Here is a 14562-nt window from a genome sequence, read left to right on the forward strand (position 1 = left end):
TCACCTGCGGGAAGCCAGCTGATGAACCGCCAGACCACCGCGTCCACCTGCTGCTACTGCGGCGTCGGCTGCGGCGTGCTGATCGAACATGACGGCGAGCGCATCCTCGGTGTCAGTGGCGATCCGGCACACCCGGCTAACCTCGGCAAACTGTGCAGCAAGGGCTCGACCCTGCAGCTGACCGGCGACCTCGCGGCCCGCGCGTTGTACCCGGAACTGCGCCTGGGCAAAGGCCTGGCGCGCAGCCGCACCGATTGGGACAGCGCCCTCGATCACGCCGCCAGCGTGTTCGCCAGCACCCTCGCCGAACACGGCCCGGACAGCGTCGCGTTCTACATCTCCGGGCAATTGCTGACCGAGGATTACTACAGCTTCAACAAACTGGCGCGGGCACTGGTCGGCACCAACAACATCGACAGCAATTCGCGGCTGTGCATGTCATCGGCAGTGGTCGGCTACAAGCGCAGCCTGGGCGCCGATGCCCCCCCGTGCAGCTACGAGGACCTGGAATCGAGCGACTGCGTGATGATTGTCGGCAGCAACATGGCCTACGCCCACCCGGTCCTGTTTCGTCGCCTGGAAGAGGCCAAGGCGCACCGCCCCGAGATGAAAGTCATCGTCATCGACCCTCGTCGCACCGACACCTGCGATCTGGCCGACCTGCACCTGGCGATTCTGCCGGGCACCGATGTCGCCCTGTTCCATGGGATCCTTTACCTGTTGCTGTGGGAAGGCTGGATCGACCGCGACTTCATCGAGGCCCATACCGAAGGGCTCGCGGAACTGAAAGAGCTGGTACGCGACTACACCCCGCAGGTGGTGTCGCAGTTGTGCGCCATCGACGTTGAGCAACTGCAGCAATGTGCACACTGGATCGGCACCTCCCCCAGCTTCCTGTCACTGTGGTGCATGGGCCTGAACCAGTCCACTGCCGGCAGCGCGAAAAACAGCGCACTGATCAACCTGCACCTGGCCACCGGACAAATCGGTCGTCCGGGTGCGGGACCTTTCTCCCTGACCGGTCAGCCGAATGCCATGGGCGGTCGCGAAACCGGCAGCCTTTCCAACCTGCTGCCCGGGCACCGCGAAGCCGCCAATGCCGAACATCGCGCTGAAGTGGCGGCTTACTGGGGCGTCGATCAACTGCCCGAGAACACTGGCCTCCCGGCTGTCGAATTGTTCGAGCAGGTGCGTAACGGCACCATCAAGGCGTTGTGGATCGCCTGTACCAATCCCGCGCAATCGATGCCGGACCAGAATGCCGTGCGCGCCGCGCTTCAAGCCTGTCCGTTCGTGGTATTGCAGGAAGCCTTTCGGACCACCGAAACCGCCGGGTTTGCCGACCTGCTGTTACCCGCCGCCAGTTGGGGGGAGAAGGAAGGCACGGTGACCAACTCGGAGCGGCGGATTTCCCACGTGCGACGGGCAGTGGCTGCACCCGGTGAAGCACGTCCCGACTGGGCAATCACCGTGGATTTCGCACAGCGTCTGGAAAAACTGTTACGCCCCGGGCAGCCATCCCTGTTTGCCTTCGACGCCCCGGCGCAGCTCTTCGATGAATACAAACAACTGACCCGTGGGCGTGACCTGGATCTGTCGGGCATCAGCCATGCGCTGATCGATCGCCTCGGTCCACAGCAGTGGCCCTTCCCCGCTGGCGCGAGTGAAGGCACGCCACGGCTTTATACCGACGGGGGGTTCCCCACCGCCAGCGGACGCGCGCGGTTCATCGCCGATCCGTATTGCGCCGCCAAGGAACAACGCGACGGCGACTTCCCGCTGACGCTGATCACCGGTCGCCTGCGCGATCAATGGCACGGCATGAGCCGCACCGGCACCGCCGCGCAATTGTTCGGGCATGTCAGTGAAGCCGTGCTGAGCCTGCATCCGGACGATTTGCAGCAGCATGGATTGCAACCCGGCGAACTGGTCAGTCTGAAAAGCCGTCGTGGCGCAGTGATTGTCGCCGTCGGAGGCGACGACAGCGTGCGCCCCGGCCAGGCATTCCTGCCCATGCACTGGGGGGATCGCTTTCTCAAAGGCGGGGTCAACCGCATCACCCAACCGGCGTTCGACCCGCTGTCCAAACAACCGGAGCTCAAGCACACCGGCGTAAGACTCGACCCCGTAGACCTGCCGTGGACGTTCTTCGCCCTGATCGAAGGCAATGTGCAACACCACTTCGAGACCCTGCGACCGCTGTGTGAGGCGTTTTCCTACGCCAGCCTCAGTCTGACCGGCCGCGAGCGCCCCGCACTGCTGATCCGCGCTGCCAACGCCGCTGCGCCCGATGTACAAGTGCTGCGCGACATCGACCGCTGCCTGGGGCTCGACGAGGGCCCGGTCCTGGCCTACGACGATCCTCGGCGCGCCATCGGCAAACGGGTACGTATCGACAACGGCCGCATCACGGCGATTCGCCTGGCCGGCGAAACCCTTGCCCAACACTGGTTGCAGGACTTGTGGTTGCAAGGCCGAGTCGACGAACCACTGCGTCGCTGGTTGCTCGCACCGCTGAGCGCGCCGCCAGGCAACGCCAGCGCAGCGACCAGCGGCAACAAAACCCTGTGCAACTGCAAGAACGTCAGCCAGGACGCGGTCTGTGCCGGCATCCGCCGTGGCCTGGATCTGCAAGGTTTGAAACAGACGCTGGGCTGCGGCACGCAATGCGGCTCCTGTGTTCCGGAAATCAAGCGTTTGCTGGCCGCCACTGCGCAGCCGGTCGCCGTCACCTCGTGAGGAAAACACTATGAGCGCAAAAGTCTGGCTGGTGGGTGCGGGTCCCGGCGATCCGGAATTGTTGACCCTCAAGGCTGTTCGGGCCTTGAACGAAGCGGACGTGGTACTGATCGACGATCTGGTGAACGAAGCCGTTCTCGAGCATTGCCCTCGTGCGCGGATCATTGCCGTGGGCAAACGCGGTGGCTGCCGCTCCACGCCACAGGCATTCATCCATCGGTTGATGCTGCGTTACGCCCGCCAGGGCAAATGCGTGGTGCGGCTCAAGGGTGGCGATCCGTGCATTTTTGGCCGGGGCGGAGAAGAGGCGCAGTGGCTGCGCGAGCGCGGCGTGAAGGTCGAGCTGGTCAATGGCATCACGGCCGGGCTGGCGGGCGCGACACAGTGCGATATTCCGCTGACCCTGAGGGGCGTCGCCCGAGGTGTGACGCTGGTGACGGCCCACACTCAGGATGGCAGCAGCCTGAACTGGAAGGCCTTGGCCCAGGGCGGTACGACCCTGGTGGTCTACATGGGCGTGGCCAAGCTGAGTGAAATACGCGAGCAATTGCTGCTGGGAGGCCTGGCGGCGGATACGCCCGTGGCCATGATCGAAAACGCTTCTTTGGCGCATCAGCGAGAATGCCGCAGCGACCTGAGCGCCATGGAAGAGGACGCCCGTCACTTCGAGCTGAAAAGCCCTGCCATCCTGGTGATCGGCGCCGTCGCCGCCGCAACCAGCCAGTCCTGTGGGAGCGAGCCTGCTCGCGATGAACAGACGCGCGCCGTTGGCTACCAGGCTTGAAATTAAACCCAAGCCGTCAGCTGGCGCTCTTCAAAACCCAAATCGCAGACAAAGAAAAGCCCGGCCTGAGCCGGGCTTTTCTCAGAGCTGCGAGCTAATTACTTAGCTTGAGCTTCAACCTGCGCTTCTACGCGACGGTTAACAGCGCGGCCAGCTTCAGTGGCGTTGTCAGCAACTGGGCGGGATTCGCCGTAGCCAACGGACTGAACGCGGGACGACTCAACACCGTACTGGTTGGTCAGAACCTGCTTAACGGCGTTTGCACGACGCTCGGACAGTTTCTGGTTGTAAGCGTCAGGACCGACGGAGTCAGTGTGACCTTCAACAGTAGTGGTGGTGGATGGGTACTGCTTCATGAAGTCAGCCAGGTTCTTGATGTCGCCGTAGCTGTTGGTTTTAACAACAGATTTGTCGAAATCGAACTTGACGTCCAGCTCTACGCGGACAACTTCAGCAACGGCTGGGCAGCCATCAGCGTCAACAGTGACGTTGGCTGGGGTGTCAGGGCACTTGTCAACGTTGTCGCAAACGCCATCGTTGTCGCTGTCGGAGCAGACTTCAGCCGGTGCTGGAACTGGAGCAGCAGCAGGCTTGGAGCCGCCACCGAAGTTCACACCGATACCGACGCTAGGAGCCCACTCGGTGTCGCCCTTGTCGATGTTGTACTGAGCTTCAACGCCGGCACGGGCGTAGAAGTTGTCAGTGAAGTACAGCTTGGCACCGCCGCCAACGTTGGCGAAGGTGGAACCGTCACGACCACCGCGATCGTTCTGGCCGATGCTCTGGTCAGAGAAACCAGCGGAGACGTACGGACGCAGCATGTCGCCTGGGTTGTTGAAGTGGTACAGAGCGTCCAGGGCAGTGTTGGAGCCCTTGATGTTCTTGCCAGAGTCGCTACGCACGTTGTGCACTTCGTCGTAGCCCAGACGCAGTTCAACGTCGTCGGTCAGGAAGTAACCAACCGAACCACCGAACAGGTTGCCGTCGTTTTTGAAATCGCGTTGGCTGTCGTAGTACTCTTTCTTCGCGAAACCTTCGATTTCAACTGCGCCTTGGCCTTGTGCCAGTGCGCCGACCGAAGTGGCCGCAATCAAAGAACCAATGGCCAAGCCCAAGGTGTTTTTCAGTTTCATCCGTTAAATCCCCATCTGGTGATTGTGAATCAGTCCCGCAAACCGGGGGACAACTCGGCGGCAATTCTATCAGAACTTGCCTACACGTAAGAGATAATTTGCGCCGAACTAAGTTTCAGCAATACCTGCAAATTTCTCACGCAATTTATCTAGAGCACGTTTGTAACGCATTTTTGTTGCACTCAAACCCATATGCATGATGTCTGCGATCTCCTGAAACTCCAGCTCTGCGACAAATCGTAGCACCAGAATTTCACGGTCAATCGGGTTCACATGCACCAACCAGCGATCAAGTCCACCCTTTTCCTCGGGTTTCGGCGCCTTTTCTTCAGACGCTTCCTCGAGGGGGTCAAGACTCAAAGCATCCATCAAGCGACGCTTTCGCCGTTCTTTCCGATACTGCGTGATGCATTCGTTGTACGTGATGCTATATAGCCATGTCTTGAACTTCGATTTCCCCTCGAAATTCTTCAGCCCATACAGCACCTTCAACATCACTTCCTGACAGACATCGTCCGCGTCGCGATCGTTCCCAAGATATCGTGCACAGACGTTAAATAATGTTCGCTGGTAACGCCGCATCAATTCTTCATAGGCGCGCGTCACGTGAAACAGCTCGGTATGCGAGCGCGCGACCAACTCCTCATCAGAGAGCTCGCGGGGGTCGTAGCGCGTGGAGAGCGGTTGAGCTTTATTCAAAACAAGTCAGGCCGACAGTCAGGTCAATGTCCGCCGCAGCCCTTCAGGGCATTTCGCGGCGGCATACATTAGCAGGGTTTGCCGGGTTAGCGGCTACTCACATGCTGCTCCAGGAGAATCCGATTGGAGAGAGAGACTAGCTCACCCTCATCGGTCAGCAATGTGGTTTTAACCGTGCCGATCTCCTCGATCTGCCCTTCGACCTCGCCAACACGCACTTGTTGCCCAACCTGATACAACTCACGCACATAGATTCCCGCAAGAATCTGACCGGCAATTTCCCGGCTCCCCAACCCCATGGCCAGCGCGACAGCCAGACCAACGGTAATCAAAACGATCACGATCACATGGTTGAGCAGGTCAGTCTTGACCTCCAACTGGCTGATCGCGACCGAAATACTGATGATGATCACCAGGCCCTGGGCAATCCGCCCCAGGCCCGCCGCGTAGTCCAGGCCCACGCCTTCGGCGGCGCCACGCACCAGGCCGTTGGCCAATTGTGCCAGCAGGACACCTACCAGCAGCACCAGCGCGGCACCGAATACTTTCGGCAAATACAGCGCCAGCATGTCGAGCGTAGCTGAAACCCGCTCAAGTCCAAGGGATTCTGCGGCAGAAACCAGAAAAATCAGCAGAACGAACCAATAGACGATTTTACCGATCAGCGTCGAGATCGGCACCTGCAGGCCGGCCCGGGACATCAGTTTTGTCAGACCGGTACCGCCCATCAGGCGATCGAGGCCCAGCTTGGCGAGCAACTTGGACAGCAAAGTGTCCAGAAGTTTCGCCACGACGAAACCCAGCAGCAGCACGACCAGTGCGCCAAACAGGTTCGGAATGAAGTTGGCGACCTTGGTCCATAACGCAGTCATTGCAGTGACGAGGCTCTGTGTCCAGAGATCAAGTTCCATATTCAATCAGCCTTATCAGCAGTGCGAGCGGTAGGTTTACGGTGACGGGAAACCGGCGAGACATGGGCCGATCCATTGTTCAAGGCGATCATCAGCGCGGGCAGCCAGCGCCCCAGCAGGCTGAACAGATCGCCGGCGCCAACCTGGCGGTTGGCGGTTTTCAGGACGCGGCCCAGGCACGCATCGTCGTCACGGGTGGACGGTGAAGCGTTCAGCATGTCGCGCAAAGACTGTTCAAACGGATCGTGCATACGCACCTCTCGTGATGTCTGTGAAAGACGCGGCCAGATTTGCACGGGTCACATGGGGCATCGTCAGACCCAGCGCAAACGTCGGAACAACCACCATTGGCCCAGCGCCACCAATGCCATCAACAGACAGGCAACCATGAAGCCGTAGGGGCTGGCAGAAAACGGAATGCCGCCCACATTGATCCCCAACAGACCGGTCAGAAAACTCATCGGCAAAAAGATCCCGGTGATGATTCCGAAGCGGTACATCGTGCGATTCATGCGCACGCTCAAACGCCGGTCTTCGGCCTCCAGGACCAGCCCCACCCGCTCGCGCGTCAATTCCAGCTCCTCGAGATAACGGGTCAGGCTGTTGTTCAATTCGTTCCAGTAGTCGCCATCGTCCTCGACGAACCACGGCAGTTTTATCCGGGTCAGTTGACCGAAAATGTCCCGCTGCGGCGCCAGGAAACGCTTAAGCCCGGCAGCCCTGCGACGGATCTGCAAAATGGAGCCGTGCTCCGGGGTATACCGTTCGTCGGCATCCAGTTTTTCTTCTTCCTCATCGACCACTTCCGAGAGGCAACTGACCAGATCCTGCACTTTATGGGTGAGGTACTGAGCCATATAAAGGATGAGTTCGGAGGCGGTTTTCGGCCCCTTGCCTTCAGCCAGTTGCACCAGCAATTCATCGGTGGCACGCAGCGGACGCAGACGCAGGGAAATCACCCGTTGCGCCGAAGCGAAGATCCGCACCGAGACCATGTCTTCCGGCTCGGCCCCGGGATTGAGGTTCACCCCACGCAAAAATAGCAGCAGTTCGCTGTCAGTCAGCTGTAAAAGACGCGGACGGGTATTTTCTTCCAGCAACAGGTCACAGGCAAACTCGCTCAGGCCGCTGGATTTGCGCAGCCAGGTCTGTGTTTGCGGGTGACTGCGGTCCCAGTGCAGCCACAGGCTTTCATGCGTCTGCAACTGCAAGTCATCGAGTTCAGTCCGGGCTATCGAACGCGCACCGCCCTTGCCATCCAGCACCAGGGCATGCACCAGCCCCCACTGCGCGTTGTCTTCCTCGAACATCCGCATTCCTTGGGTCAAATCTTATGCTGGCATCTGCAGCGGGCTGGGCGAGACGATCACGCCGTTGTTGTCCGCATAGAGGTAGTGGCCTGGGTGGAAGGTCACACCGGCAAAGGTCACCGCGACGTTGAGGTCGCCGAGGCCGCGCTTTTCGGTTTTCATCGGGTGGCTGGCCAGGGCCTGGACGCCCAGATCCGTTTGCGCGATGACATCGACGTCGCGGATGCAACCGTAGATCACCAGGCCTTCCCAGCCGTTCTTTGCCGCTTTCTCGGCGATCATGTCGCCCAGCAATGCACGGCGCAGGGAACCACCGCCATCGACCACCAGCACCTTGCCGTTGCCCTTGAGCTCGGCTTGCTCCTTGACCAGCGAGTTGTCTTCGAAGCACTTGATGGTCACGATTTCACCACCGAAGGAATCGCGGCCACCGAAATTGCTGAACATCGGCTCCAGCACCTGAACCAGCTCCGGATAGGCGTCGCACAGGTCAGGCGTAAGGTAATGGTTCATCGAGAAACTCCTGTAAAGAGGAAGACAATCGAGGATGTCGCAAAGTGACCGGAAAAGCGCAATGCGTCATATCTTAGCCGCAAGCCGGTCTGAGCGAAATGCCCTTGATAGAGCATCGGGCTCAGACCGCTGCGGCCAAATCCACCTTGTCGCCCAGCAACGGTGTGTGCGGGTCGTTCAACCAGCGCACCACCAATGGCCACACTTCGGCCTGTGCGACTTTGCTGATGAGCATTTCCACGTGACCGAAATTGTCGCCAAAACCCTGCTCTCGCCCCAGGTTGATGAACTGCTTGTGCTCGGAACCCAGTTGATCGAACAGCTTGCGACAGGCCCACGCCGGATCCTGATGATCGCCCGCCGCACTCACGGCCAGCACCGGCACCTGAACGTTGGCCAGCCCCGCCCACCAATCCTTGTCGCGATCGCCAAAGCGCCCGAACAGCCCGTACCAGCGCATGCTTTCCAGGGCCAGGCCAATCGGCTCGTCCTCCGGGCCGCGCTTGAGCCGTGAACCGGAGAGCTGGGCAAAGCGCTTGAGAATGAAGCGCCCACCCCACTCCACCGGCGGAATCTTCAACGGCCAGTAGGTGCGGCTGACTTGCGTCCCGAAAAACGCCGCCGAAGCCACCACCGGCTCGCCGATGTATTCGCCGCCCAGCGCCGCCGCCAGGGTAATGCCGCCCAGGGAATGACCGATCCAGTGGGGAATCTGGCCACTCTGCTCACGCACGAACGCGCCAATGGCCGGCAGATCGTAACGTGCATAGTCGGCGACACGGTTCTTGCGGTAGTCCTGGTTGCGCTGGGACAGGCCGTGGCCTCGCATCTCCGCGATCCACACGTCGAACCCCAGGCGCGCCAGGTGAGCCCCCAGCCCCACGCCCTTGGGCGAGAACCAGAAACGGCGGTTGGAAAAACTGCCGTGCAACAGAATCACCGGCACACCGCACACCGCTGGCTCATCGGCCATGCCCAGGCGCGTGACGGCCAGTTCGACCGTACCGTCAGGGCTGTTGCCCGGTTTCAATCGATAGACATCTTCGCTCAGATCGCCGCGCCGCTCGGCGCTGATCAGGGCGACAGGAAACAGGTTGCTGCTGCTTTGCATAATGCTCTTGCACAAAAAAGGGCGGCATCCTTGAAGAGCCCGCCCTACTTGAAAATCCAGACAGGCCGATCAATGTGGGAGCGAGCCTGCTCGCGATGGAGGCGCGAACAACGCAGGCATCCAGGCTGCCCGAGTCATCGTTTACGTCCATCGCGAGCAGGCTCGCTCCCACCCAAGAGCGACCGTCCGTGCCTGTCAGGCCGAAGCTTGACCTTCTGCCAGGAAGAACCAGGTTTCCAGCACGGAATCCGGGTTCAACGAAACGCTTTCGATGCCCTGCTCCATCAGCCACTTGGCCAGGTCAGGGTGGTCCGAAGGGCCCTGGCCGCAAATGCCGATGTATTTGCCGGCCTTGTTGCACGCGGCAATGGCGTTGGCCAGCAGCTTCTTGACCGCCGGGTTACGCTCGTCGAACAGGTGCGCGATGATCCCGGAGTCACGGTCCAGGCCCAGGGTCAGCTGGGTCAGGTCGTTGGAACCGATGGAGAAGCCGTCGAAGTACTCGAGGAATTCTTCGGCGAGGATGGCGTTGGACGGCAACTCGCACATCATGATGATGCGCAGGCCGTTTTCACCACGGGCCAGGCCTTTCTCCGCCAGCAGGTCCACGACCTGGCTCGCTTCACCCAGGGTACGGACGAACGGCACCATGATTTCGACGTTGGTCAGGCCCATCTCGTTGCGCACGCGCTTGAGGGCGCGGCATTCGAGTTCGAAGCAGTCACGGAACGATTCGCTGATGTAACGCGAAGCCCCGCGGAAGCCCAGCATCGGGTTTTCTTCTTCCGGCTCGTAGAGCTTGCCGCCGATCAGGTTGGCGTATTCGTTGGACTTGAAGTCCGACAGGCGCACGATGACCTTTTTCGGCCAGAACGCTGCGGCCAGGGTGCTGATGCCCTCGACCAGCTTCTCGACGTAGAAGCCGACCGGGTCGTTGTAGCCGGCAATGCGCTTGTCGACGCTGTCCTTGATGTCCTGTGGCAGGCCGTCGTAGTTCAACAGCGCCTTGGGGTGCACGCCGATCATGCGGTTGATGATGAACTCCAGGCGGGCCAGGCCCACACCGGCGTTCGGCAGTTGCGCGAAGTCAAAGGCGCGGTCCGGATTGCCGACGTTCATCATGATCTTGAACGGCAGGTCCGGCATCGCATCGACGGAGTTCTTCTTGATGTCGAAGCCCAGCTCGCCTTCGAAGATGTAGCCGGTGTCGCCTTCGGCGCAGGAAACGGTGACGCCCTGGCCTTCCTTCAGCAGTTCGGTGGCATTGCCGCAACCGACCACGGCCGGAATCCCCAGTTCACGGGCGATGATCGCCGCGTGGCAGGTACGACCGCCACGGTTGGTGACGATGGCGCTGGCGCGCTTCATGACCGGTTCCCAATCCGGGTCGGTCATGTCGGAGACCAGGACGTCGCCGACCTGGACCTTGTCCATCTCGGACACGTCCTTGATGATGCGAACCTTGCCGGCGCCGATGCGCTGGCCAATGGCGCGGCCTTCCACCAGCACGGTGCCGGTTTCCTTCAGCAGGTAACGCTCCATGACGTTGGCCTGGGTGCGGCTCTTCACGGTTTCCGGACGGGCTTGCACGATGTACAGCTTGCCGTCGTCACCGTCCTTGGCCCATTCGATGTCCATCGGGCACTGGTAGTGCTTCTCGATGATCATCGCCTGCTTGGCCAGCTCGCTGACTTCGGCGTCGGTCAGGCAGAAACGCGCGCGATCAGCCTTGTCGACATCGACGGTCTTGACCGAACGACCGGCCTTGGCCTCGTCGCCGTAGATCATCTTGATGGCCTTGCTGCCCAGGTTGCGGCGCAGGATCGCCGGACGACCGGCGGTCAGGGTGTTCTTGTGGACGTAGAATTCATCCGGGTTCACCGCGCCTTGCACGACGGTTTCACCCAGGCCGTAGGCGCCGGTGATGAATACCACGTCACGGAAACCCGACTCGGTATCGAGGGTGAACATCACGCCGGCGGTGCCGGTTTCGGAGCGGACCATGCGCTGCACGCCGGCCGACAGGGCGACCAGCTTGTGGTCGAAGCCCTGGTGCACGCGATAGGAAATGGCGCGGTCGTTGAAAAGAGAGGCAAACACTTCCTTGGCGGCGCGAATGACGTTGTCGACACCGCGGATGTTCAGGAAGGTTTCCTGCTGGCCGGCGAAGGAGGCGTCCGGCAAGTCTTCGGCGGTAGCGGAAGAGCGCACGGCCACGGCCACGTCGGGGTTGCCGGCCGACAGCGCGGCGAATGCGGTACGGATCTCGGTGTTCAGCTTTTCCGGGAATTCGGCGTCCATGATCCACTGACGGATCTGTGCGCCAGTCTTGGCCAGGGCGTTCACATCGTCGACGTCCAGTGCATCGAGGGCGTCGTGAATCTGCTGGTTCAGGCCGCTCAGTTCCAGGAAATCACGATAAGCCTGGGCGGTCGTGGCGAAGCCACCGGGTACCGATACACCGGCACCTGCGAGGTTACTGATCATCTCGCCCAGGGATGCGTTCTTGCCCCCCACATGCTCAACATCGTGTTTGCCGAGCTTATCGAGGGAAACTACGTACTCTACCAAGGTGATCTCTCCACTGACTGTGTTGGAAAAGCTCAGAAGCTGGCGGCTCTAAAGGAGCATTTGCCAGCTATATGGCCTGGACCTGGAAAATAAGTGAGAATGCGGGCCATCGGCGGCCGGCAAATCGCGCCTATCATATCCAAGAATGCTCATTAGCTTAAGGCCCAAGGTGCAAATGAAACGATCTGCTTTCTTTATCTCCGATGGCACCGGCATCACCGCCGAAACCCTGGGTCAAAGCCTCCTGGCGCAGTTCGAAAACATTACCTTCAGCAAATTCACCCGGCCGTACATCGACAGCGCGGACAAAGCGCGGGCCATGGTACAACAAATCAACAAGGCCGCCGAAACCGACGGCTTCCGGCCGATCATCTTCGACACCATCGTCAATCAGGACATCCGTGAGATCCTCGCGACGTCCAATGGTTTCATGATCGACATTTTCTCGACGTTCCTGGCGCCACTCGAACAGGAACTGACCGAGCATTCTTCCTATACCGTCGGCAAGTCCCATTCCATCGGCACCAACTCCAACTACATGGAGCGCATCGAGGCGGTGAACTTCGCCCTCGACAACGACGACGGCGCCCGCACGCACTACTACGACAAGGCCGACCTGATCCTGGTTGGCGTGTCGCGCTGCGGCAAGACGCCCACCTGCCTGTACATGGCCATGCAATTCGGTATCCGTGCGGCCAACTACCCGCTGACCGAAGACGACATGGAACGCCTGACCCTGCCCAGCGCCCTGCGCGCCCACCAGCACAAGCTGTTCGGCCTGACCATCGACCCGGACCGCCTCACCGCGATCCGCAACGAACGCAAGCCCAACAGTCGCTACTCCAGCTACGCGCAATGCGAGTTCGAAGTGCGCGAAGTGGAGAATCTGTTCCGCCGCGAGAACATTCCGAACATCAACTCCACGCATTTTTCCGTTGAAGAGATTTCCGCGAAGATCCTTGTGGAAAAAGGCGTGGAGCGGCGGTTCAAGTAGTCATGTGGCGTCTGATCTGACGCCTTCGCGAGCAAGCCCGCTCCCACAGGGTTCTGTTGTGAATGCAATACCTGAGTGCACCACAAACCCTGTGGGAGCGGGCTTGCTCGCGAAGAACGATAACGCGGTTCCTCAGATCACAAACAAATCCACAAACCGGTTGACCGGCGTCGCCTCAAGCCGCGCCTGATCCTTGCACAGCGCCATGATCTCCTCGCTCCGCTGGCCGGTGAATCGTGTCAGCAGGTTCGCCCGAAACTTCTCCTCCAGCAACGGAATGCCCTCGGCACGCCGCCGGCGATGGCCGATCGGGTATTCCACCAGCACGTTTTCGGTGCTGGAACCGTCCTTGAAGAACACCTGCAGCGCATTGGCAATGGAACGCTTGTCCGGCTCCAGGTATTCACGGCTGAAACGCGGTTCTTCGACGATGACCATTTTCTCGCGCAACACATCGATGATCGGGTGCGCCTTGTGGAAATCGTCTTCGTAGTGCTCGGCCACCAGATTGCCGAAGACCAGCGGCACGGCGGTCATGTACTGGATGCAGTGGTCGCGATCCGCCGCGTTGGCCAGCGGTCCGACCTTGGAAATGATGCGAATCGCCGATTCGTGGGTGGTGATGACGATTCTGTCGATCTCATGCAGGCGATTGCGCACCTGGGGGTGCAAGGTCACGGCGGCTTCACAGGCCGTTTGCGCATGGAATTCGGCTGGGAAGCTGATCTTGAACAGCACGTGCTCCATCACGTAAGTGCCGTAGGGGCGGGAAAAGCCGAACGCCCGCTGGTCTTCAGGCTTGAGCGCCAGATCGTTGTTGGTGTGGCTGAACAGCACGTCGTAGAAGCCCCACTGCCGGGCGCTCAGTACGCCAGGAATGCCCATTTCGCCGCGCAGGGCGATGTCTGCCAGGCGCACGCCGCGGCTGGACGCATCGCCCGCCGCCCAGGATTTGCGCGAGCCGGCGTTCGGCGCGTGCCGATAAGTGCGCAGCGCCTGCCCGTCGGCGAAGGCATGGGACAACGCCGACAGCAATTGCTCGCGATTGGCGCCCATCAACTTAGCGGTGACGGCGGTCGAGGCGACTTTCACCAGAATGACGTGATCGAGGCCGACACGATTGAAGGCGTTTTCCAGCGCGATCACGCCCTGTATCTCGTGGGCCATGATCATGGCGTCGAGCACCGCGCGAACGGTCAACGGGGCTTCGCCCTGGGCCAGGCGCTTTTGCGACAGGTGGTCGGCCACCGCGAGAATGCCGCCCAGATTATCCGACGGGTGTCCCCATTCGGCAGCGAGCCAGGTGTCGTTGTAGTCCAGCCAGCGCACGATGCAGCCGATGTCCCAGGCGGCCTTGACCGGATCCAGCCGGAACGAGGTCCCCGGTACACGAGCGCCATGGGGCACCACCGTCCCCTCGACAAGCGGCCCCAGGTGCTTGGTGCATTCGGGAAACCGCAGCGCCAGCAGGCCGCAGCCCAGGGTGTCCATCAGGCAGTTGCGGGCAGTGTCCAGGGCTTCCGGTGACTGGATCTTGAAGTTGAGGACGTAATCGGCAATGTCCTGCAGGACCTGGTCGTAGTCCGGGCGATTGTTCAGATCAACGTTGGCGCTCATGTTCGATTCACTCGTGAAGTGGTTCGTTGATGGGACCTCGGTTCAGGGCTGTCTCGGTTTGTCGCGTTGTTATTGTGAAAACGGTCAACCCCTGTGGGAGCGGGCTTGCTCGCGAAAGCGGTTTGACAGGCAATATTGAGTCGACTGATACACCGCTTTCGCGAGCAAGCCCGCTCCCAC

Annotated in this window: 12 protein-coding genes; 3 read left to right on the forward strand and 9 right to left on the reverse strand. The window is 60.6% G+C overall.

The window, feature by feature from the left end; genetic code table 11:
- The first annotated feature begins 21 nt into the window (after positions 1–21).
- Together IB249_RS02375 and cobA are read left to right on the forward strand one after the other, a co-directional pair.
- Positions 22–2739: a nitrate reductase gene (locus IB249_RS02375; RefSeq protein WP_192301914.1), complete on the forward strand. Its 2718-nt coding sequence runs from the start codon at positions 22–24 to the stop codon at positions 2737–2739.
- A 10-nt stretch (positions 2740–2749) separates the two neighbouring features.
- Positions 2750–3523, forward strand: coding sequence for a uroporphyrinogen-III C-methyltransferase (gene cobA, locus IB249_RS02380; RefSeq protein WP_192301915.1), 774 nt, complete (start codon positions 2750–2752; stop codon positions 3521–3523).
- A gap of 98 nt (positions 3524–3621) precedes the next feature.
- Here cobA and IB249_RS02385 read toward each other — a convergent pair whose 3' ends face one another.
- The 8 genes from IB249_RS02385 to ppsA form a co-directional block, all read right to left on the reverse strand.
- A complete protein-coding gene (locus tag IB249_RS02385; protein WP_192301916.1) occupies positions 3622–4656 on the reverse strand; it encodes an OmpA family protein in 1035 nt (344 codons plus the stop codon).
- A gap of 108 nt (positions 4657–4764) precedes the next feature.
- Positions 4765–5355, reverse strand: a complete 591-nt coding sequence (sigX, locus tag IB249_RS02390; protein ID WP_092303030.1) for an RNA polymerase sigma factor SigX — start codon at positions 5353–5355, stop codon at positions 4765–4767.
- 86 nt (positions 5356–5441) lie between these two features.
- Positions 5442–6266, reverse strand: a complete 825-nt coding sequence (locus IB249_RS02395; RefSeq protein WP_095165479.1) for a mechanosensitive ion channel family protein — start codon at positions 6264–6266, stop codon at positions 5442–5444.
- Positions 6267–6268: 2 nt separating this feature from the next.
- Positions 6269–6517, reverse strand: coding sequence for a CrfX protein (locus IB249_RS02400; RefSeq protein WP_077748196.1), 249 nt, complete (start codon positions 6515–6517; stop codon positions 6269–6271).
- A 63-nt stretch (positions 6518–6580) separates the two neighbouring features.
- Positions 6581–7576 carry a zinc transporter ZntB gene (locus IB249_RS02405; RefSeq protein ID WP_192301917.1) on the reverse strand — a complete coding sequence of 332 codons (996 nt, stop codon included), beginning with the start codon at positions 7574–7576 and terminating at the stop codon, positions 6581–6583.
- Between the two features lie 21 nt (positions 7577–7597).
- Positions 7598–8089, reverse strand: coding sequence for a ribonuclease E activity regulator RraA (gene rraA / locus IB249_RS02410; protein WP_192301918.1), 492 nt, complete (start codon positions 8087–8089; stop codon positions 7598–7600).
- Positions 8090–8210: 121 nt separating this feature from the next.
- Positions 8211–9200 (reverse strand): alpha/beta fold hydrolase, encoded by a 990-nt coding sequence (locus IB249_RS02415; protein WP_192301919.1) that lies wholly within the window; start codon positions 9198–9200, stop codon positions 8211–8213.
- A 195-nt stretch (positions 9201–9395) separates the two neighbouring features.
- Entirely contained in the window at positions 9396–11771 is a 2376-nt protein-coding gene (ppsA, locus tag IB249_RS02420; RefSeq protein ID WP_192301920.1) for a phosphoenolpyruvate synthase, read from the reverse strand.
- 175 nt (positions 11772–11946) lie between these two features.
- Here ppsA and IB249_RS02425 point away from each other — a divergent pair, with 175 nt between their 5' ends.
- Positions 11947–12765: a pyruvate, water dikinase regulatory protein gene (locus IB249_RS02425; protein WP_192301921.1), complete on the forward strand. Its 819-nt coding sequence runs from the start codon at positions 11947–11949 to the stop codon at positions 12763–12765.
- A 132-nt stretch (positions 12766–12897) separates the two neighbouring features.
- Here the strand turns inward: IB249_RS02425 and prpD are convergent, their stop codons facing one another.
- Positions 12898–14382, reverse strand: coding sequence for a 2-methylcitrate dehydratase (prpD, locus tag IB249_RS02430; protein WP_192301922.1), 1485 nt, complete (start codon positions 14380–14382; stop codon positions 12898–12900).
- Positions 14383–14562: the final 180 nt, after the last annotated feature.

The sequence above is a fragment of the Pseudomonas sp. PDM04 genome (assembly GCF_014851765.1).
In the GTDB taxonomy this organism is placed as follows: domain Bacteria; phylum Pseudomonadota; class Gammaproteobacteria; order Pseudomonadales; family Pseudomonadaceae; genus Aquipseudomonas.